At 42.9% G+C, this 21,254-nt stretch carries 13 protein-coding genes and 3 pseudogenes; 7 read left to right on the forward strand and 9 right to left on the reverse strand.

What is annotated here, in order from left to right; genetic code table 11:
• Positions 1–94: 94 nt before the first annotated feature.
• The 4 genes from CDZ87_RS15390 to brxL all read left to right on the forward strand — a co-directional run bounded on the left by CDZ87_RS15390 (position 95) and on the right by brxL (position 6,781).
• Positions 95–835, forward strand: a complete 741-nt coding sequence (locus CDZ87_RS15390; protein ID WP_100754316.1) for a YaaW family protein — start codon at positions 95–97, stop codon at positions 833–835.
• Positions 835–1,713: a hypothetical protein gene (locus CDZ87_RS15395; protein ID WP_100754317.1), complete on the forward strand. Its 879-nt coding sequence runs from the start codon at positions 835–837 to the stop codon at positions 1,711–1,713. Before CDZ87_RS15390 ends, CDZ87_RS15395 begins: the two co-directional genes overlap by 1 nt.
• 166 nt (positions 1,714–1,879) lie before the next feature.
• Entirely contained in the window at positions 1,880–4,597 is a 2,718-nt protein-coding gene (gene pglZ, locus CDZ87_RS15400; protein WP_100754318.1) for a BREX-1 system phosphatase PglZ type A, read from the forward strand.
• Positions 4,598–4,741: 144 nt separating this feature from the next.
• On the forward strand, positions 4,742–6,781 hold the full coding sequence (brxL, locus tag CDZ87_RS15405; protein WP_216639390.1) for a protease Lon-related BREX system protein BrxL: 2,040 nt from the start codon (positions 4,742–4,744) through the stop codon (positions 6,779–6,781).
• A 58-nt stretch (positions 6,782–6,839) separates the two neighbouring features.
• Here the strand turns inward: brxL and CDZ87_RS15410 are convergent.
• From CDZ87_RS15410 to CDZ87_RS15440, 5 genes and pseudogenes are all read right to left on the reverse strand, one after another.
• Positions 6,840–7,034 (reverse strand): annotated as a pseudogene (locus tag CDZ87_RS15410) (integrase core domain-containing protein); the annotation flags it as partial.
• 86 nt (positions 7,035–7,120) lie between these two features.
• Positions 7,121–8,670, reverse strand: a protein-coding gene (locus tag CDZ87_RS15415) for an IS3 family transposase (protein ID WP_422641434.1) whose coding sequence is annotated in 2 segments (ribosomal slippage) — positions 7,121–8,202 and positions 8,202–8,670 — 1,551 coding nt in all. Because the reading frame shifts where the segments join, the coding sequence is not laid out codon by codon here.
• Between the two features lie 18 nt (positions 8,671–8,688).
• A pseudogene (locus CDZ87_RS17060) lies at positions 8,689–9,692 on the reverse strand (IS3 family transposase).
• Between the two features lie 548 nt (positions 9,693–10,240).
• Entirely contained in the window at positions 10,241–10,552 is a 312-nt protein-coding gene (gene yciH / locus CDZ87_RS15435; protein ID WP_100754322.1) for a stress response translation initiation inhibitor YciH, read from the reverse strand.
• 9 nt (positions 10,553–10,561) lie between these two features.
• A complete protein-coding gene (locus CDZ87_RS15440) occupies positions 10,562–10,939 on the reverse strand; it encodes a DUF3319 domain-containing protein (protein ID WP_100754331.1) in 378 nt (125 codons plus the stop codon).
• 186 nt (positions 10,940–11,125) lie between these two features.
• Here CDZ87_RS15440 and CDZ87_RS15445 point away from each other — a divergent pair, with 186 nt between their 5' ends.
• Positions 11,126–11,995 carry a tyrosine-type recombinase/integrase gene (locus tag CDZ87_RS15445; protein WP_339373785.1) on the forward strand — a complete coding sequence of 290 codons (870 nt, stop codon included), beginning with the start codon at positions 11,126–11,128 and terminating at the stop codon, positions 11,993–11,995.
• On the opposite strand, the gene CDZ87_RS15450 is transcribed toward CDZ87_RS15445, so the two are convergent.
• Both CDZ87_RS15450 and CDZ87_RS15455 read right to left on the reverse strand, forming a co-directional pair.
• A complete protein-coding gene (locus CDZ87_RS15450; RefSeq protein WP_100754324.1) occupies positions 11,992–12,984 on the reverse strand; it encodes a D-alanine--D-alanine ligase in 993 nt (330 codons plus the stop codon). The two genes, CDZ87_RS15445 and CDZ87_RS15450, sit on opposite strands and share 4 nt — an antisense overlap.
• Before the next feature lie 152 nt (positions 12,985–13,136).
• Positions 13,137–13,709 carry an SPOR domain-containing protein gene (locus CDZ87_RS15455; RefSeq protein ID WP_100754325.1) on the reverse strand — a complete coding sequence of 191 codons (573 nt, stop codon included), beginning with the start codon at positions 13,707–13,709 and terminating at the stop codon, positions 13,137–13,139.
• Positions 13,710–13,927: 218 nt separating this feature from the next.
• On the opposite strand from CDZ87_RS15455, the gene CDZ87_RS15460 reads away from it, so the two are divergent.
• Positions 13,928–16,609, forward strand: a complete 2,682-nt coding sequence (locus CDZ87_RS15460; RefSeq protein ID WP_100754326.1) for a bifunctional acetate--CoA ligase family protein/GNAT family N-acetyltransferase — start codon at positions 13,928–13,930, stop codon at positions 16,607–16,609.
• A 41-nt stretch (positions 16,610–16,650) separates the two neighbouring features.
• Here CDZ87_RS15460 and CDZ87_RS15465 read toward each other — a convergent pair whose 3' ends face one another.
• Positions 16,651–17,547 carry a LysR family transcriptional regulator gene (locus CDZ87_RS15465; RefSeq protein ID WP_100754327.1) on the reverse strand — a complete coding sequence of 299 codons (897 nt, stop codon included), beginning with the start codon at positions 17,545–17,547 and terminating at the stop codon, positions 16,651–16,653.
• A 245-nt stretch (positions 17,548–17,792) separates the two neighbouring features.
• On the opposite strand from CDZ87_RS15465, the gene CDZ87_RS15470 reads away from it, so the two are divergent.
• The gene (locus CDZ87_RS15470; protein WP_100754328.1) at positions 17,793–19,934 is read left to right on the forward strand and encodes a TonB-dependent hemoglobin/transferrin/lactoferrin family receptor; all 2,142 of its coding nucleotides are present in this window, start codon (positions 17,793–17,795) and stop codon (positions 19,932–19,934) included.
• A gap of 45 nt (positions 19,935–19,979) precedes the next feature.
• On the opposite strand, the pseudogene CDZ87_RS15475 reads toward CDZ87_RS15470, so the two are convergent.
• Positions 19,980–21,254: pseudogene (locus CDZ87_RS15475) on the reverse strand (IS4 family transposase); the annotation flags it as partial.

Genomic DNA, 21,254 nt, shown 5'->3' on the forward strand with positions numbered 1-21,254 from the left:
ATGAATCGGAACGTTTGTATTGGGAAAGCTCTAAAACCGTGGCCAATTTTAGTTGACCACTACACACTCACTTGCAATATCTAGAAGAAAGAAAATGAGCAATACATACAAACAAGATAAAGATTTAGAGCTTCTACGTTATGCAGATAACGATATGTTAGGTGTTTTAGTTAACTATCTTACCACTGACAAAGATGGAAAAACTCGTTACACCGAGACGTTAACAGGAGACAAGCAGTTCCAAGCTGCGAAAGGCGATTACCAACAAGTGTGGCAGCAAATTGCTGGTGAACTACAGCATTTTGGCGGTGATACGCTGGTTAATTTATTCAGACGTTCAGGGGTTGAATATAAGGAAATTCTTATTGATGTTTGCAAGAAACTTAGCATCAAAACAGACTACAAAGCTGAGGCCGTTGATATTGAGCAGGCTCTTCTAGCAAAGCTATTTGCGGACTCTTGGGAAAAAATGTCTGAAGCTGAGCGAGAGGAGTTACGAAAAGAGTTAAAAATCGATGTGTCATTAACAAGCAGTGCCGCCTTGACTGCAATCATCGCAGCCATTCGAATGGGAGGATTTATGTCCTATCAGGTTGCTATGATTGTTGCTAATGCAGTAGCTAAAGCGCTGCTTGGAAGAGGCTTAACCATAGCAGCCAACGCTGGTTTAGCGCGTGCTATCGGTGTTTTAGCTGGGCCTATAGGTATAGCAATTACTGTGCTTTTAACTGTACCAGCTATTAGTGGACCAGCTTTTAGAGTAACCCTGCCCGCTGTCGTACAAGTTGCAGCAATGCGCCAGCAAATGCTCAATGAAGAGGAGCCTATTTTCTAATGGAAACTATATTTACTTTTGACTGGGAAAAAGTTTACCCCGAAGTCCTTGAAGGCCTACAAAACGGAAAAATAACTCTAAGAGATGGGGTCGCCTACTGGACAGAACTGGCTGAAAAATCTGGGATCGTGCAGCATATGCCGCTAAAAGAAGTTGCATTCGATCCTGAAAAATTAAATGAGATCAGTAAGCTAATACAAGCAAGCCATGCTACTCAAATGGCGGCTATTGGACTGTCTACAACTATTATTGTTGGTGCTATCGTTGTTCAAACAATGTATTTGGCAAGAAAAATAGACAAGCTTCAAGAGACAATGGATCTAATTTCTTCAGATATTAGCGCTCAAAATATATTGTTTTACATGGAAAAATTATCTAAGTATTTTGGAGCGATAGAGTCTACAAGGGTTCTTTTGTTGGATAAATCTTTGGTTTCTGAAACCCAAGATATCGCCGCAAACCTTATCTCTCAACTTTCTATTGAGAGAAACGAGGTTCTATCATTGATTGATAACCTTATCTCGTTTGCAGATCAGCTTACCGATCGTCACCTCGAGCAAATGCTAGATTTCATCACCATGGTTCTGGATATAATGCCAAAGGCAATCTATCTAGAAAGTCAGCTTTGTGACCGTTATGGTAAATTTAAATTATCCGAACATCTTATGCGAGAAAATACAAAGCGCTACAACCACACGCTACAGCAATACAGAAACTGGTGTAACTCAAAAGCAAAAGCAACGATCCGTGGAGATGCAAACCCTATAGCATTAACCTTCCACGATAAAAAGAATGACTTGAAAGCTCTATTTGACTCTAGTAACAACAATGCTCTACTCCAGCAACTTGTCAGTCCATCTTTGGAGTTGGCGAGTTAATCGAGCAATTTGGTGCTTGTTTAGCCTCAACGTAAACAACAGTTACACAAGCACCAATCTCTCACTTTACCCCTTCAGCTCTCAGCGATTTTTGCTTCATAAAGTGTTAAACTCCCAAACAGTTAGCACTTTTTCACAGCCAACATTTAGGCGATGCAAAACAACAATGAATATTGACCAGATCACTAGCGGGCTAATAGCCAAATTTGAAAAAAGCAGACTTGTCTTTTGGCAGGACACGGACAATGAGTTCAACGACCTTATCGGATCGCTTTCTCTAGACTCATCTTACGAAAGTACGAAAATAATCCATCTAGATACGTTGTCACACCTCGAAGTTAAACACCGTATTGAACTGCTAGAACCAGAGACGGCTTTTCTGCTTTATAGCAATAAAGCACCTAACGAACCAACACGCGACTGGTTATATGACATTAGACTTTATGCGCAAGAGTTCTATGCCGATAGCAGTTCTATGATCCTGAATGATATTGGTATGAACATGGAGTTTCGACCTGTCATTGCTAAGTACAAAACCTTTTTTGGCAATAAACAGCGTGTTACTCGATTGAAGAAGATCCTTCCACCTTCAGCTAACGAAAGGGAGCTAGAGTTAGCACTTATTGCCGCGACTTTAAAAATCGAAACTCCAACGTTTGTTACTATTTTACAAGCTTTACTTGCTGAACTAGCTAATGATTTCGAATCCAAAGAACTACTAACCGAACTTGATAAATTCAATTTAAGCGAACCATTTTGGAGATTTGCTTATGAAGAATTAGGTTATATCGTTGAAACAACAGATGAGAATATTAAAGCGCCATCGATTCAAGAATTGGCTGTAAAGCTTCTCTATACAGAATGCTATCAGTCACTAATCAATAGTGGTTGCTCAAATGCCGACGAAGTAGTTACTCGTTTTACAACACACCTATTACCAATGCCAACACAAGAACAGCTTGAAGCTGGGTATACGGCAGAACGTGTTGGTATGAATTCAGGCAGACGTGCTCAAGTTGTTAGCTTCGTTATTCAACTAAGAGAAAGCCGCATTCATCAAGATAACTACAATCGCCTTACTCGTCAGATAGAGCGAGATTATGAGATTTCCGACAAGTTAAGACTTATTGATACCCCGAAAAAGCTAAAACTTGTTGAGACCTTTGAGTTTGCAGATAAGCAATTATCTATCTTACTCGTCAACAACATCTCATCGTTAAGTAGCGAAGAGATAAACAGCCTTGTATCACATAGGCTTACTACGCATTGGTGTCACGTTAAGCCTGAATTTGTGGATACTAAATATAAGAATGTATATTTAGCTATCAAATCGGCTAAGCAGTTCTATACCTTACGAGCTAAGTATATTGATGGATTTGATTTCAGCTCAGCAAAAGAACTTTACAGGGCTTATGAGCAAGAGCTTTTCCTTTTCGATACCGCTTACCGAAGCTTCTTTGAAAATGCGAGCCATGTTGCCCATCAAGGCTCAGATATTTTGAAGAAGCTAAAACTTGTTGAAGATATCGAAGACTTATATGTCAACTGGTACTTACACGATTTGGCGATCGCCTGGGGCAAACATGTCGATCAAGAAAACCTACTAGATACATGGAAGATTAGTGGCGTCTTTAACCAATACGATTTCTACAAGAATGAAGTGGAACGTATATTCCAATCAAGCCAGATCAAACGTGTATTTGTCATTGTCAGTGACGCTCTTCGTTATGAAGTTGCCCATGAAATACATGAAAAAATAAACAAAGAAAAACGGTTTAAGTCTGTCATTAAATCTCAGCTTGGTGTGGTTCCTAGCTATACCCAGCTTGGAATGGCATCGCTTCTTCCCCACCAAGAACTCACTGCCCATATTGGTAAGGATATTAAATACAAAGCTGATGGGATGAGTGTACATGGTCTGGATAATCGCAACGCTATTCTTGAGAAGTATCACGGGATGGCAGTGAAAGCATCCGATGTGCTCAATTGGACAAATGAGGAAGGACGTAAAGCTGTTTCAGACGCTCGTGTTGTTTATATTTACCACGACCAGATTGATGCGATCGGCGATAAAGCCGCAACAGAAAACCAGACATTTGATGCTTGTGCAGATGGAATTGAGCAAGTGAGATTACTAGTAGAAAGAGTTATTAATAAACTAAACGGTAATCGTATCCTTGTGACTGCCGACCACGGATTTTTGTTTAAATCTAGTGATGTTGTTGAATCCGATAAGACGGCACTATCAGTAAAGCCACATGGCACAGTTGAAGCTAAAAAGCGCTACCTCATCGGACAGAAGCTTCCAGAAGACAGTTTTTACTGGAAAGGTGACATGGCCGTAACGGCTAAGTTGTCTGCCAATGGTGACCAAGCCGAGTTTATTGTTCCTCGAGGCTCAAACCGCTTTAACTTTGTGGGTGGTGCTAAGTTCATTCACGGTGGAATAATGCCACAAGAGATTTGTGTTCCAGTTCTTCGTATTGAGCACTTGAAAACGACCAAGCAAAAGACAACCGCAAAACAAAAAGTAGGTGTAGTGCCACTTAGTAATGGGCTTCGTATTGTTACACTTAGTGAGAAAATTGAGTTTTTACAAACAAATGCCGTTGGCGAACAATTTAAAGAACGTAACCTAAATATTTGGATAGAAGACCCTGAAGGCACAGTTGTTTCAAACAAAGCACAGATACTGTTTGACTCTTCAGCCTTAAATTCTGATGAACGCAAACGCAATGCGATACTGACGCTAAACGGCAGCAACTTCGATAGAACTACCCCATATAAACTAATCATGTGGGATAGTGAGCAGGGTGATCGCTACGCAACTCATTCGGTAACAATCGACTTAGCAATCCAAGACGATTTTGATGATCTTTTTTAACGGAACCTATTCATGATTGACGATAACAACGATAGTAAAGCAACGGAAGTTCATCACTACCATCATTTTGACAATGAAGAAAATGACACGTCTCCACAACCTGATGAAAGCCCCCTTTCTCAGGAAGAGGTCATTGCACAAGAAATCAAAGATGTTCGAGATGTCGACTTAGACGATCTCATGACCACTGAGTTCAAAGGGCGCGTTGTTCGCAAAGACTTAACGAAACAGCTTAAAGAAGGGGCAAACGTCCCCGTTTACGTCCTTGAATATCTGCTTGGTATGTACTGTTCGGCAACCGATGACGATCTTATCGAAGCAGGAATGGGACGCGTTAAGAAAATCTTAACGGATAACTACGTTCGACCTGATGAAGCTGAAAAAGTTAAATCTCTCATACGTGAACGCGGTACACATAAAGTCATTGATAAGATATCGGTTAAGCTCAACCAAAAGAAAGACGTATATGAGGCTAGCCTATCTAACCTTGGTATTAAAGATGCCGTTATCCCTGCAAGTATGGTCAAAGAGAATGAAAAGCTCTTAACTGGAGGGATCTGGTGTATCGTAACGTTGAGCTACTTCTTTGAAGAAGGTCAGAAAACCTCGCCATTTTCTGTTCTGGGACTAAAAGCAATTCAAATGCCTTCTATGAATATGGATGAAGTGTTTAATGCTCGACGTAACTTTACCATGGATCAATGGCTCGATTTGCTCCTTCGTTCTATCGGTATGGAGCCTACTAACTTAGAGCAACGCGCAAAATGGCATATTCTTGCTCGAATGATTCCTTTTGTCGAAAACAACTACAACGTGTGTGAGCTTGGCCCTCGCGGTACGGGTAAGTCGCACGTATATAAAGAATGTTCTCCAAACTCCCTACTCGTTTCTGGTGGTCAAACTACGGTGGCAAACCTTTTCTACAATATGTCGAGCCGCCAAGTCGGTCTTGTTGGCATGTGGGATATCGTCGCTTTTGACGAAGTCGCTGGGATTCGTTTTAAAGACAAAGATGGCGTGCAGATCATGAAAGACTATATGGCTTCAGGATCATTTAGTCGTGGTCGTGACTCTATTGAGGCAAAAGCTTCTATGGTTTTTGTGGGCAACATCGACCAAAGCGTTGAGACTTTAGTTAAAACCAGTCACTTACTGGCCCCTTTCCCTACCGAGATGATTGACTCAGCATTCTTTGACCGCTTCCATGCCTATATTCCTGGTTGGGAAATCCCTAAGATGAGACCAGAGTTCTTTACCAACCGTTATGGTTTAATCACAGATTATCTCGCAGAGTACATGCGAGAGATGCGAAAACATGGCTTTGCGGATGCTATCGATAAGTTCTTTAAGTTGGGTAATAACCTAAATCAACGTGACGTAATAGCCGTTCGTAGAACAACATCAGGTCTATTAAAACTTCTAGTACCTCATGGCGAGTACTCTAAAGAAGACGTACGTACATGTTTGACGTATGCCCTTGAAGTGCGACGTCGAGTGAAAGAACAGCTCAAAAAAATTGGTGGGATGGAGTTCTTCGATGTCAACTTCTCTTACATCGATAATGAGTCGCTTGAAGAGTTCTTTGTAAACGTTCCAGAGCAAGGTGGTTCGCAGATTATCCCACCAGGCATGCCTAATGCTGGCGTTGTTCACTTCGTTAGCCCTGGTACTGCTGGCAAGCTCGGCGTATTCCGAATTGAAACTCAAAAAACGGCGGGCCATGGTAAGCTAACCACTTCAGGTTTAGGATCAGATACCGAAGCAAAAGAGCAAGTGAAAGTGGGATTTGAGTATTTCAAAGGTAACTTGTCGCGCATCGCAGCAAACAATCAATATTCTGATCATGAGTTCCACTTACACTTTGTCGACCTGCAGATGTCAGGTAACTCACATAGTTCTAGCCTCGCATCATTGATTGCGAACTGCTCTATCCTTCTTGGGAAACCAATGCAGGAATCAATGGTTGTACTCGGCTCTATGACACTTGGTGGAGTGTTAAATCCTTTGCAAGATTTGGCAGGTTCTATGCAGGTAGCACTTGAAGCTGGTGCAACAAAGATCCTTATTCCAATGGCTTCTGCTACTGATATTCCTACAGTGCCAGCGGAGACATTCACAAAATTCCAAGTAAGTTTCTACAGTGACCCTGTGGATGCTGTTTATAAGGCGCTTGGAGTTAATTAAGCTAACCTACAAAAAGAAGCGATCATTTTGATCGCTTCTGTTGATCTGCCCCCAAGAACTAATCCAAAACTTCATTAGTAATGCTTGTTAAATTACCACTGTTTCGTGCCGTTCTTGTTGTCGCTGCAAACTCAGACGGTGTCAGGTAACCCAGAGCTGAGTGGGGGCGATTTTCATTGTAATCCATTCGCCAGAGGCTGATTAGGTCACGAGCATGATTCAAATCCCTAAACCAGTGCTCGTTTAAACATTCTGCATATTTCGGAGCATTCCGATCAGTCATTTCCGCTGTTTTTCAAGCAAGTTGTCGTCTTTTTTACAATTTAGTAACGTCAATGATTACGCTGCACACTTTTGAGGGTTCAAGTACACCTCATCGATATAACTCCAGTCTCTCGTTTGCCGACTCCATCTGCCTGGATGAGTCAATTGAGCACGTCGGTAGACTTGCATGCGCTGTCGGAGAATTTCATTATCCTCCCCGCAATGCCTCTGCTGAGGTGTTACATACTTTATGCCACTGTGTTTATGCTCATTGTTATACCAATCAACAAAATTACCAACCCAACACCGAGCGTCTTCAATGGAAGAAAACCCATCCATTGGCCATGAAGGACAATACTTTATTGTTTTGAACAACGACTCAGAGTATGGGTTGTCATTGCTTACTCTTGGCCTAGAGTAAGAGCTTACAACCCCAAGGTCATACATCTTTGCAAGCATGGTGTAACTTCTCATAGGAGCACCGTTGTCAGAGTGCAAAGTAATGTTGCCTTGCACACACTTTTCCCGCCATGCTGTTCTTTGGAGTAACTCCGCTGCATATTCGCCTAGCTCCTGATCATACACTTCTGCACCTACTACTTTTCTACTGAAGATATCCATTATCAAATAGAGGTAATAGTGCTTCCCTCGTATTTTGGATGGCAGATAACTGATATCCCAGCTCCATACCTGATTTGGTTTGCAGGCTTTTTGAACCTTTGGTCGAGAAGGACTTATGCCAGCTTTGTTACGAGTTCGCTTACCTAGCTGATTGTTTGCTTTTAATACACGATAAAATGTGGACTCTGAGGCAATGTAAATGCCTTCATCAGCCAACATTGGAACGATGATATTCGGCGGTAAATCGGCATACTCTGGTGTATTGCAGATATCTAATATCTGCTGCCTTTCGGCTTCTGATAGCTTATTATGAGGCTCGTGCTGCCGAGGATGCTGACGCATATCACTTGTGATTTCGGCAGAGTTCCGTGTCCAACGCTGGAACGTTCGTATTGATAACCCAACGGTGGAACAAGCCTTTGTCTTTGTTGCCCCTTTACGTACAGCTTCATCAACAAGCGTGACTATTTTAAGCCGCTCTGAGATAGGAATCAGTCTTCCTCGTTGATTTCCCAGAGGGCATTGAACTTTTCCCGCAAAACCAGTAGTGCAGCCGTTTCAGCAAGTGCTTTCTCTTTACGTGCCAACTCCTTCTCCAACGCTTTTACCTTTCTGCGTTCCTCACGTAGTTGCTTATTTTCTTTGTGTGATATTGAAGTTGATATTGCGCTCTGCGCCTTGATAGATAGTGCTCGCCAGGTTTTAACGTCATCGACAAATAACCCTTTAGACCTACAGTATTCAGCTAACTCGCGTTCAGACATTGTTGCAGTTTCAATCACTATGAAAAACCGCTGCTCCGCTGAATAATCAGTAGTAGTATTTTCTAACGGCGGCTCTGTAGACAATAGGCCGCTTTCAACAAGTTCATTTCTCCACTTAGATACCACGGAAGGACTCACATCTAATTCTTTAGCAATTCTTCGATGAAACCAATTATATGGTGGTAACAGCCAAGTTTGACCTTTCGTTTTCACATCAATTGGAACTGGATTAGCTGGCATAGTTATCTCCTTAAAAATCTAGGCGACAACTATGCTGACACAGGGGGGAAACGAGCGATCGCAATCACCGAAATACGCACATTCATCTCTGAACTTACCATTAAAACTTTCAATATAAGCATTTTGTGTCGGTTTTCCTGCCTGGATTAATTTTAAAATCACACCATGCTGATAAGCCCATTGGTCGAGCGCTTTCCCTGTAAATTCTGGGCCTTGATCCGTTCGAATCGCTTCTGGATAACCTCGAAACGCAGCGATAGACTCCAGCGTGATCACGACTTCATCCCCCGAGATCCCCGTAGCCACAGGAATATCTAGACACTCCTTTGTGTAGTCATCCACAATCGTCAGGCATTTAATCCGTCTACCGTTACTAAGCGCATCCATCACAAAGTCCATAGACCAAGTGTGATTTGGTACTGAAGGAAGTAAGAGAGGCTCTCACTCAACACACTGTGATTTTCTACGTCTCCGTTTGCTGACCATTAAGCCTAATTCGCTGTACAAGCGATAAACTCGCTTATGGTTAACATCAAAACCTTCTCGCCTCAGAAGGCGATGGATTCGACGATAACCAAATCGACGTCGTTCCAATGCCAGCTCTTTTATACGAACCTGAAGCTTATCATCCTCGCGGTTAGCTTGAGGTTGATATCGCAGTGACGCGCGTTGAATACCGACGAGCAGACAGGCTCTGCGTTCTGAAAGCTGGGTGCCTTTCTGAATAACTTTAATAGCCTTGCGCTTGTCCTCGAAGGTCAGTACTTTTGGCTAAGAGCGATTTTAAGTGCTTCTGCATCCAACAGCGTCTCAGCCAGCAGCTTTTTGAGTCGAGCGTTTTCGTCTTCCAGTGCTTTAAGCCGACGAGCTTCAGAGACATCGAGGCCTGCGTATTTTTTGCGCCATGTATAGAACGTTGCATCCGAGATCCCATGCTTGCTGCAAAGTTCTCTGGCGGGGATACCCGCTTCCGCTTCCTTTAAAATGGCAATGATTTGCTGTTCATTGAATCGCTTTTTCATGTTCATCATCTCCTTAGTTGGATGAACATTACTAATGTGTAGACTGGACTAGATTACGGGGAACAGGTCAGAGGGAACGTATCAAACTAAGGCGCATTAAGTGCGACCTAGACCATTTCGAGTAGCCTAATGATAGGCTGTGGCTTCCAACGAGAGGTGGAGGAATTCATGCACGTGTGTCAAAATTTCATAAACTCAACTTCATGAAGTTAAAGTGTGGTTTCGATTAAATTTAATACATCAAAGTTCGATTTCATGAAGTCAAATGAGGTTCATGAGCAAAATCAATTTTTTAGTTTATGTAAAAATTATTTAAATACAATCTCTTAAGATATTATTCTTAGGTTCGAAAACTCATGAACAATTCCAAAACCCATAATAGTTCAATTAAGACGCAAAGTAAAGGCATGGAACTGAAGTGAGTCCCATGCATGTATTTCAGACGCTTAATCAAGCAACTTTAATCATAGTGATTAAACATAATGGGATTTACCATAAAATAGCTAATCAACAGTTTAATAATCGAAGATTACAAACCGTTGATTAGCTTAACCTCCGGCTAATTTTACGGTATAGCCTTTACTTTCAAGTATGGTTTTGATTTTATCGCGAGCATCACCCTGAATTTCGATGGTGCTACCTTTGATCGAACCGCCACAGCCGCACACTTTTTTAAGTTCTGCGGCTAAAAGTTTTAGCGCAGAGTCTTCAATATCTAACCCAGAGACAATGCAGACTCCTTTGCCTTTACGGCCTTTGGTTTGACGTTGAATGCGGACGATACCATCGCCTTTGTCGCGTTGAGGTTTGCTTTCTTCGGGTTTGATTCGACCTAAATCAGTGCTATATACAAGAGTCATATAAATTACTTACTTTTTCTGTTGCTGTTGAGCTTTCTGCTTTGCAACCAAGTATGCCTCTATATGCTTCTGAATGGCAAGTTTTCCACCTTTGATTAGTCGACCATTAAAAAAACAGTACCAAGCGTTAGTTTCACCGCTATCGTTCTTAATCGTGTAACCATGAAAGTTTTCCTGTGTGGGCTGACCTTCAGATTTTTGAGTGTTGGCTAATGAGTTGAACTCTTTTGGTTCGATAATAGAGGCAGTATCGCAAAACCAATCAATACTTTTCTTTACTGCCGCCATGTTACCAGACAATAAATGATTCTTTATTTGTACTTGCCAGATTTCAGTTGAATTCCCAGCAGTTTTTAGGGTGAACCCTCGATACGTTGCAGCTGCCATAAGCATTATTATCGTTGTTATACGTTAGTTTAATAGTAATTGTAAATTGCTCATTATCAAGTATATTTAGGATAAGTTTTTTGGTTATAGTGCATAATAATGAGAAAAAGTGTTCGCATCATCACATCTAAAGAAAATCGCATTCAATTAACAAAAATATTTAACTGCCTGATTTCTCTTGGAGATATGAATTTATTAACCGATAGTCAGTATTCTCATAATTCGTTGTTAGCGATGAGAAAAGACTGGAACCTGTTTGTCGATTTCTGTTCCTCTAAAGGGGTGTGCCCTTTACCTGCATCGACGACGGCCATTAGACTATTTTTGCAGCAGGAATCAAATCATCGTAAATATGCCACTATAAAACGTTACGTTGTTACTTTGTCTTTGGTTCATAAGTTGTTGGCCTACCCGGATCCTACCTCAAGTACGGTAGTGCGAACTTTACTAACTCAATTACGTATCGATAAAAAGCAAGATGCTACGATAACCACCGCTTTTTCTCGCAAGCATCTTGAAAAATTAACCCAGCAATTGATTCGTTCGACCCGTTCTGTTGATATTCGAAATTTGGCGATCTACTACCTGATGTTTGAATGTATGCTGAAACGTTCTGAACTTAAACAACTGTTTTATGAGCAGCTTGTCGTCGATAAAAACACTATGTATCTTCAAATGAGTAATAATCGTTACACCTTGTCCGATAGTGCTTATAAGTTTATCGATAATTGGTTACAACTACGTGGGCATATTTCTGGTGCCCTATTCTCTGCTATCGACAAACACGGGAATTTAAGCCGAATGCCGCTCGATGACTCTTCTATTTACCGGATATTACGCACCGCGAGTGATAAGCTCAAACTCAATGTGCAATTTTCAGGACAATCACTACGCGTTGGTGCTGTTGCAGACATGGCTGACAAAGGGGTTAAGGTCAAAGACATTCAACATTATGGTCGATGGCAAAGCGCTGCTATGCCCTATCAATATATTGGTAATAGAATACAAGCAGCGGCAGAGAGAATGGTGTTTAAGACATTTAAACCTTGGGATTAAAGTGACCGGCGTACACAGTCGGCAAGAAAATGAGCAAAGTTATGGCCATTGTTCTCTAGCATTTTGGGGAACATGGAAATTGGCGTCATTCCTGGGAACGTGTTGACTTCGTTAAGGTAAATTTTACCTTCAGGTGTTAGAAAGAAGTCGATACGAGATAAATGACGCAAACGCATTTGCGTAAATACTTTTTCGGCACTGATTTGAATGATTTCACGTTGCTGGTCAGTTAAGTGTTCAGCCTCGATTTTGGTTGTTGAATGGCTTGATGCGCTGTACTTTTCTTCGTAGCTGTAAAATGTGTCTCCCGGTGCGATAACTTCACCTGGCTTACTGATATGAAGCTGACCGTCAAATTCATACGCTGCAACCTCAAGCTCGCGTGGTTTCACTGCCTGTTCAACGAGTACTTGGTCTGAGTAGCCAAATGCATCATCCAATGCACTTTGTAATTGCTCTAGTTTTGTGACCTTGTAACACCCTACTGAAGAGCCTTGTCGTGCCGCTTTAATAAAAATATGCCCCCACTTTTCAAAGGCTTGTTTGGCTTTCTCTAAAGCTTCAGCATTGTTTTCTGAGAGGAAAATATAAGGCGTGTTCGGAATGCCTAGTGCGTCGTACCAAAGCTTTGAAGTGATTTTATTAAAGCTATTAGTGCTTGCCTCTGGTCCGCAACCAAGATAAGGAATCCCAGACAGCTCAAGCATCGATTGGATATCGCCTGTTTCACCAGGAAAGCCATGGATACATGGCACTACAAAGTCGAGTTTCGTTGAATCTTGGTTCGTGTTAATTGTGCCTGAATTAGTGTCGAGATACGCGAGCTCACCTTCTGCGGTGTACCAACCGTCAGGTTTCATCTCGATACGTATGACCGTAAATTCAGCAATCAGAGAAAGCTGAGATTGTAGGAAGTTGGCCGAGATAAGAGAAACTTCATGCTCAGAAGAGCCGCCACCGCAAAGAAGCAAGATTGTCGTATTTGTCATTAAGAGATCTTTCCGTGATACAGCAGAAGAAATATTGCATCAATAATAATAGAAACCGGGATAAGTTTCACGGCTTTAACTGATATATTCCCATAGCCTTGCTCAAGTGGCTAACTATTAGACAACAAAAAAGGGGCGTAACACCCCTTGATTTAATTGAGTTTATTCAACGTTGGATACTGCGAATTCTTGATGTCATCAATACTCTTGACGAAAGGTTTAAGAGATTGGAACTCTGACGGTAACTCATTGATAGCTGCTTTTGCATCTGTGCGTGTCGCGTAATCCCCGTATAAGACGGTATACCACTTCGTGCCGTTAACGACTTTGTAGTTTTCCCAAATAGGTTGGTTATCTCGCGGAAGCTTACGTGCAAAGTGGTCAACTTTTGTTTGAGTACCCACAGCCACTACTTGAATGGTAAAACCGTAGCGAGGGTTCATTGCCTTTTGTTTTGCGGTCGGTGGAATGATGGCCACCGCAGGTTTACTCTTTGGTGTCACCTTAGCTATCGGTTTTTGCTCTGAAGACATTTGAACTACCTTTGGCTGAACATTGTCTTCAACGATAACGTTAGTCGTTCCTTGCTGTGATACAACGGGCTGCTCTAGCTTCGCTGTTTTGTATTCCTCACGATGACTTTCTGAACTAACGTCTGTGACGTAGTCGCTCGATACACAAGCTGAAAGCACCACTGATAAGCCAACAATCGCTACTCTTTTCATGAAATCTTCAAATGCCTTTACTAGAAATTACTGTAAATCATGCCGTTTGATAGACGGATAATCAACCCGACATTTTAATTATATATCAATACTCTGTGACAGAAGACACAAACTTAAGTGGATCATCAGTGATCTGATTAAAACTACATCGAAATCGGTGAGAATTCTTGTCCAAGGTTGGTTACGATGTTAACCATAAGTCCTACTGGAGCGACTGTATGAGTCAACTCAACCACCTGTTAAAACCACGTTCTGTTGCGGTGATTGGCGCATCGACTAAGCCAATGCGTGCGGGCAATATTGTGATGAAAAACTTATTGCATGGCGGCTTTGAAGGGGCAATTATGCCAGTCACGCCAAACTATGATGCAGTTTGTGGCGTGCTTGCCTATTCATCGATTGAACACCTCCCTATCATTCCTGATGTCGCGATCTTATGCACTCATGCTAAGTACAATCAAAAGATTTTTGGGCAACTGGCCGATAAGCAGGTTAAAACCGTCATTGTACTTTCTGCTGATATGCATTTTGCTAATGATAATGGTGAAAGTATTCAGTCGGCATGTTTAAATATTGCTAGGCAAAGCGGCATACGTATTTTAGGCCCCAATAGTTTAGGTTTAATTTTACCTTGGGCCAACTTCAATGCTTCTTTTTCTCCGGTAACGGCAAAGCGCGGAAAAATCGCGTTCATCTCCCAATCGGCCGCGATGTGTACGACGATCCTCGATTGGGCTAACGATAAGAATATCGGTTTTTCTGCGTTTATATCGATCGGTAATGCTCTCGATATTGATTTTGCTGACCTGCTAGATAAATTGAGTACGGATTCTCATACCGAATCGATACTGCTCTATGTCGATACCATCAAAGATGCGCGTCGTTTTATGTCTGCCGCGCGTGCAGCATCGCGTAATCGGCGGATTCTGGTGCTAAAAGGTGGGCGAACTCACGCAGGTCGAATCGCTGCGCAAGCACATACTGGGGGCGATAACACCCTTGATATTATTTATGACTCAGCGATCCGTAGAACAGGGATGTTACGAGTAAATAACTCTCATGAGCTTTTCGCGGCGGTAGAAACTTTAACCCACTCAGTACCCTTGCGCGGTGAGCGCCTAGCAATTATTACTAATGGTGGCGGGCCTGCGATCATGGCGGTCGATACCCTACTCGACCGCGGTGGTAAATTGGCTAACTTATCCCAAGAGACACTCGATAAATTGAGTGATATTTTGCCGCCCAGTTGGAGCCACAACAATCCGATTGATATGGTTGGAGACGCTGACCATCATCGCTACGTTAATACACTTAATGCCGTGATGGATACTGATTGCGCCGATGCAATTCTTATCATGCACAGCCCATCAGCAGTGGCTCACTCACAACAAACCGCACTTTCGATTGTCGAGACCATAAAAGCTCATCCTCGTCACAAGCGCTTCAATTTTCTTACCAATTGGTCAGGCGAACTCACAGCTAAACCTGCGCGTGATATTTTTACTCAAGCTGGTATTCCAACATACCGCACACCAGAAAGTGCTGTCGTCGCTTTCATGCACTTGGTCGAGTATCGCCGAAACCAGAAACAACTGATGGAGACTCCAACAACTGCCGAGCCAGTGCATATTGCCGAGCTTAACGAAGCGAAAAGTTGGATAGCAGGAAAGCTACTGGATAAAAACACAGTATCTCTTGATACTCATCAAATAGGTCCCTTTTTACGCTATTTCAATTTTCATGTGTTGCCGACGTGGATCGCCTCTGATGCCAGTGAAGCTGTCCATGTTGCAGAACAAATAGGTTATCCGGTGGCGGTGAAGCTACGCTCACCAGACATTGCCCATAAATCAGATGTTCAGGGGGTAATGCTTAATCTTCGCAACAGCCATGAAGTTGCAAATGCCGCACAAGCGATTTTAGATCGAACCAAGCTCTCCTATCCCTCTGCTCATATTCACGGCTTATTGGTTCAAGGGATGGCCAAGCTTGCTGGCGGTGAAGAAATCCGTATCAAGGTTAAAACTGATGACACGTTTGGCCCGATAATCCTTATTGGCCAAGGCGGTTCTGAATGGGATGAGTCTATTGATGCGGCTTCTGCTCTACCGCCTCTCAATATGGCGCTCGCCCGTTACCTGATTGTCAGAGCAATCAACAACGGTAAAATACGCTTACAAAAGCTACCTGAACCGATGGATATTCATGGCCTATCAGAGTTGTTGGTCAGGATCTCACAAATGGTGGTTGATTGCCCTCAAGTGCACGAACTGGATATCCATCCAGTGCTAGCAAATGGTGCCAGTTTTACCATCCTCGATGCAGATTTGGTGCTAAAACGCTACGAAGGCGATGCACAACAAAGATTGGCGATTCGTCCCTATCCCGTTGAATATGAAGAAATCATCACTCTACGAGATGGAGAAGAGGTATTGTTACGACCAATACTTCCTGAAGATGAGCCCCTGCATGCTGACTTTATTCATAATGTATCGAAGGAAGATCTCTATAAACGCTTTTTTTCGGATGTCGGAGAATTTAATCACGAAGCGTTGGCCAACTTAACTCAAATTGACTATGACCGCGAAATGGCATTTGTCGCCGTCAGTCAATCTCGACCTGGTAATCCGATTATCGGTGTCTCACGTGCGCTGATAAACCACGATAATACCGACGCAGAATTCGCGATTCTTATTCGTTCAGATTTGAAAGGCAATGGATTAGGCAAGATATTAATGAATAAGGTCATTCAATACTGTCGACACAAGGGAACAACACAAATGTCGGGAATGACGATGCCAACCAATCGAGGTATGTTAATGCTGGCGCAAAAGCTAGGCTTTACATTGGATGTTCAGTTTGAAGATGGTGTCGCTGACATGGTTTTGCCACTCAACTAGCATTTATCTCAAGGGGAGTAAAATGGCTCCCCTCATTTTGATTATATTTTTGCACTCGATTTCCAGTTTTTCATCAAGTATTGAATACACCAAGATTTCGCCTCACCGATTTTATTACGCTTCCAAGCCAGAATAATATCGATTGGTTGCGGCTCAGTCTTAGTGATGGCGGTAAGTTCACCGGACTCAATCAGCTGTTGTGCTAATTGTTTTGGCAAAGTACCAATCCCTAGGCCAGACTTGAGCGCATCGACTTTGGCAGCGAAGTTAGTCACAGTAAGACGCGGCTGACGTTGGGTTATGTTAACACTGATCGCTGGCTGCTCTCTGGCGGTGTCGGCGATGGCAATAATGCGGTATTTTTCACGCGCTTTATCATCAAAAGCACCGCTGCGTTTATGTACATAATGGTTGCTGGCCGCGACCCATATCATCTCCATACTGCCGATCACTTCTGCTTTCACATCTTGCGGTAGCGTATCAAGTTTGGGGCAAACTAAAAGGTCGGCGCGACCCGTGTTGAGCGCTTCCCAACAACCGGCCAATATTTCTTCTTGGAGTTTTATCCGAGTCGAGCTAACGTTACTTAAATCAGCGACCAAGTTAAAAAAGTTAGGCACGGGAATAATGCCATCATAGGCTAATGTAATATCGAGCTCCCAGCCATTAGCCAAAACACTCGCGTCGTTGACTAACTTCTCTGTCGCGACCAAAATACTGCGTCCTCGCTCCAAAATCAGTCGTCCAGCTTCGGTAAAACTCGCTTTATGGCCAGAGCGGTCAAAAATCATGATATCGAGTTCTTGTTCGAGTTTTTGAATTTGATAACTCAACGATGATGGTGCTCTATCTAACTCATTTGCCGCGGCCGCAAAACTGCCTCTGCGATCGATAGCATCAAGAATATGTAAAGCTTCCAAAGTGATTGGACTTTGCAACTCTGCCCCTTATCTCAAGAAATTATTGTGACAAAAGTCACGTTATTATTAACAATTTTGATATCAACTAATGTGACTGAAAAATATTATCGTATTGAATTTATTATTATTAATGACTAAGTCAATTGCTAGCAAAACAAAAAAACCAACCATTACGCGAATGCGAACGATAGTAATTATCATTAAGATCAAATAGAATGCCGCCTATCCTAATAACAACGACTTATGGATTAAGGCAGCTCATAATGTATAAACGTTCACTATTGTCAGCTTCAATTGTTTTCGCTTTAACGTCAACCGCATATGCACAAGAGTATGCCCTATTTGACGAAGTTGTGGTATCCGCCACGCGCACAGAACAGAACAAAGAGGATGTGAGTTCTTCTATCGAAACGGTTTCATCAAGTGATATCAGCAAAACCCTGTCTACAGACGTCAAGCAAGCACTCAAGTATACGCCTGGCGTGAATGCTCAAGGCTCTGGTCGTTTTGGTATTTCTGGTTTCAATATCCGCGGTATGGAAAACAGCCGTGTTAAAGTCATGGTAGATGATGTTCAGCAGCCTGTTCCATACAATCCTGGCGCTACGGAGCAACGTAAGTACCCTAACAATATTGAGATCGATACCTTGCAAGCAATCGAAATCAACAAAGGCCCCTCTTCTACCCTGTACGGTTCTGATGCCCTAGGCGGTGTTGTATTGTTCCGCACAAAGAATCCAGAAGATGTACTGGTTACCACAGATGGTGATGAACATCGATTTGGTATCAAAAGTAGCTATGCATCTACCAACGAAGAGTTTAAAAACACGCTAACATGGGCGATGCGCAAAGGTGAGCTGGAAACCCTTTTAATGGCAACTTACGCGAATGGACACGAAACACAAACACACGGTACAGGCTTAGAAGTTGAAGGCCCTGACCGCGGTGCGGCTAACCCAGCAGATAGCGAACTAGGCAATTTACTTGGTAAAATGTTCTATCAAGCGAGTGACTTTCATCGATTTGGTGTCACAGTTGAATACTATAACAAACAGTATAATGAAGACGAGCTTAACCATCACGGTTATTCAATGGCACCGACGCTCACATACACGGAAAATTTTAACAAAGATACCAACGAACGCCTAAGAGTTGGTTTTGAGCACGAGTGGCTATTAGCTACAGCGATAGCCGATAAACTTGATTGGTCTATTAACTACCAAGACTCAAGCTCACTGTCTAAAAACTACGATACGACGCCGTTATATGGCAAACGTATGCGCGAACGTGACTCTGGTGATAAGTCGATCCAGTTCAATGCTAAAGCCTCAAAGCTCGCTGAGTTTGCATCGACACCTCATGAACTGACTTTTGGCGCGAACTATGTTTCGACTATATTTAACCTAGAGAATACCGACTATAAATTTGACCAAGGCACTTCGGGTCCCGGCAGTTCAGGTGTCCCGGATGCTGATCTCCTTCAATGGGGCGTTTTTCTTCAAGATCAAGTTTACTTCCTAGACGAAGCATTGGTTATGACCGCTGGAGTTCGCTACGATTCATTCAGCGCAAACCCTAAGGCTGATGAAGGTTATAAGACGGCGTATGACAAAAACGAAGACACTGCGTTAACAGGTAAACTCGGTGTGGTTTATCACCTGAATGACAATCTGTCTGTGTTTGGTCAAATCAGCCAAGGCTTTAAAGCACCAACAGTCTATGACCTGTACTATTTCTACGATCAAGGTGCAATTATCGACGCAAACCCTGACCTAAAATCTGAGAAGAGCATTTCTTATGAAGCGGGACTGCGTGGCCAGTATGATAGTGCGATATTCGAGCTTACGACGTTCTTCTCTGATTACAAAGACTTTATCGTAAAAGAGAAAACAGGTAGACAAGGTAATAAAGACGTCATCTCTAAGAAAAACCTAGATGAAGTAGAGATCTACGGCGCTGAGTTGAGCTCAACAACCTTGATGGATAAGGCATTTAATGCGCCCCAAGGTGTCTACACACGTTTAGCCATCGCATATGCTGATGGTGAAGATAAGAAAACACGGAATGCATTGGATTCAGTAGCACCACTTACTGCTGACTTTGGTATAGGCTTAAACCGTGCCACCTACGGTGCACTGGCAAATGTGAAGATGGTTGCGCGTAAATCAGATTGGAACAGCGATACAAACGTTGATGTGGCGGGCTATACGTTGGTTGACCTCACGGCTTACTACCGTCCGATGCATGATTTAACGCTACGCGCAGGTCTGTTTAATGCGTTTGATAAGAAATACTGGCTGTTCGACGATCTTTCTGGCCGTGATGCAACAGGTGAGACATTCAGTATCGATTCAAAAAGTCAACCGGGCCGAAATTGGGGTGTTTCACTTGACTACCAATTCTGATTTAAATATTTGAAACAAAAGCCAGCACTAACGCCTGTCTCTTGATCACAAGTCATTGTGTTCAAGAGATATGGCCAGTTCATAGCCTTCAAGGATGGTTTGTAGTTTAAACCATCCTTCCCACAATATCTTTACACAAGCTCTACCAGTCCGCTTGGTATCTTTCCAGCCCCCTAATCGAGCTAATCGGTCGTATGCCCACAGCATATCAGGGCACTGTTTGGGTAATGGAGTCGCCTCCATTTTCAGCCAAAGTCGTTTCCAAGCTTTCTGACCCAATACCGTCTCACAACATTGTGTACCCACTTCTTCCTTGCACGCCTTTATAAAGCGAAGTTGGAGTAAGCGCGTGGCGATAAATGCCAGTATCACACTCATACGCTCCAAGTTATCACGGCTCTGCATTCTAAGCTGTTCCACCGCCGTGCCACTGCTTTATGGTAATCCTCAATCAACCAACGACGCTCGTAATAACTGACGACCTTCAACGCCTCCTTCGAGCATGTGATAGGCTCAGAAGTGAGTAAGTGCCAGGCCAGTTTTTCTTCACTATCACTTTGCTCTATCACACTAACGTATGACAGTGGAATATCTGCCTGAGTTCGTTTGTTCGCTGGGGCTTTTAGGGTCACTCGGGCATATCTGACTTCTAGCATCACCTCTCGGGCTTTCCTTCCCCCTTTCTGGGGAATAAAAAGGGATTTTGTCGCTGCAAGTGGCAATGTGTTCGAGTAGTCGTAGAGCTTGTGAGCATGCTCTTGAATACAACGGCTCTGCATCGAACGGACAACAAATCGCTGTTTCTGCTCGGTTTTATAAGTCAGATATTCAAACAGATCCGCCTCTCGGTCACAGACGGAAATGACCTTATTGATATGCTCACCTAAACGGGCAGACATATTGGTGGATGCTTGTTCCCACTTGTAACTCTCTTTGTCCTCATAGGCGCGAGTAGCATGTTGGTGGCGCTGTCCACGCTTGGTAATATCTCGGGTCCAACGCTGTTGTTCGATCAGCCCAACGACTTGCTGACTTTGCGGTGCAAACAACAAAATAGAGTGCGCTAAGATGGCTCGGTTTTTATTGCCTTGATTGGTATGACCTAGCTCTTCCCTAACACTTTCGTGCTTGTAAGTGAGTGAGGTTGTGTCCTCAAGTGCCAACAAGGTGTCATGTTCTTTTGCTTGTTGCATGGTTGCGTGAAAACCCGCTTCTGCTATATCGCTAGCTTGAATATTTTCATTACGGATAAATCGGTAAGCCCCTTCCATCTGGGCGGGAGATAAAGGAAGTCTGGACACAGCAACTCCGGGGTGTTGA

It is taken from the genome of Vibrio salilacus (assembly GCF_002811245.1).
Classification (GTDB): Bacteria; Pseudomonadota; Gammaproteobacteria; order Enterobacterales; family Vibrionaceae; genus Vibrio; species Vibrio salilacus.

Bases quoted from the DNA above. Each gene is read 5' to 3' on its own strand.
- CDZ87_RS15390 (WP_100754316.1), top strand. From the start codon at position 95: ATGAGCAATACATACAAACAAGATAAAGATTTAGAGCTTCTACGTTAT.
- CDZ87_RS15450 (WP_100754324.1), bottom strand. From the start codon at position 12,984: ATGACAAATACGACAATCTTGCTTCTTTGCGGTGGCGGCTCTTCTGAG.
- CDZ87_RS15470 (WP_100754328.1), top strand. From the start codon at position 17,793: ATGTATAAACGTTCACTATTGTCAGCTTCAATTGTTTTCGCTTTAACG.
- CDZ87_RS15445 (WP_339373785.1), top strand. From the start codon at position 11,126: ATGAATTTATTAACCGATAGTCAGTATTCTCATAATTCGTTGTTAGCG.
- CDZ87_RS15455 (WP_100754325.1), bottom strand. From the start codon at position 13,709: ATGAAAAGAGTAGCGATTGTTGGCTTATCAGTGGTGCTTTCAGCTTGT.
- pglZ (WP_100754318.1), top strand. From the start codon at position 1,880: ATGAATATTGACCAGATCACTAGCGGGCTAATAGCCAAATTTGAAAAA.
- yciH (WP_100754322.1), bottom strand. From the start codon at position 10,552: ATGACTCTTGTATATAGCACTGATTTAGGTCGAATCAAACCCGAAGAA.
- CDZ87_RS15395 (WP_100754317.1), top strand. From the start codon at position 835: ATGGAAACTATATTTACTTTTGACTGGGAAAAAGTTTACCCCGAAGTC.
- CDZ87_RS15460 (WP_100754326.1), top strand. From the start codon at position 13,928: ATGAGTCAACTCAACCACCTGTTAAAACCACGTTCTGTTGCGGTGATT.
- CDZ87_RS15440 (WP_100754331.1), bottom strand. From the start codon at position 10,939: ATGGCAGCTGCAACGTATCGAGGGTTCACCCTAAAAACTGCTGGGAAT.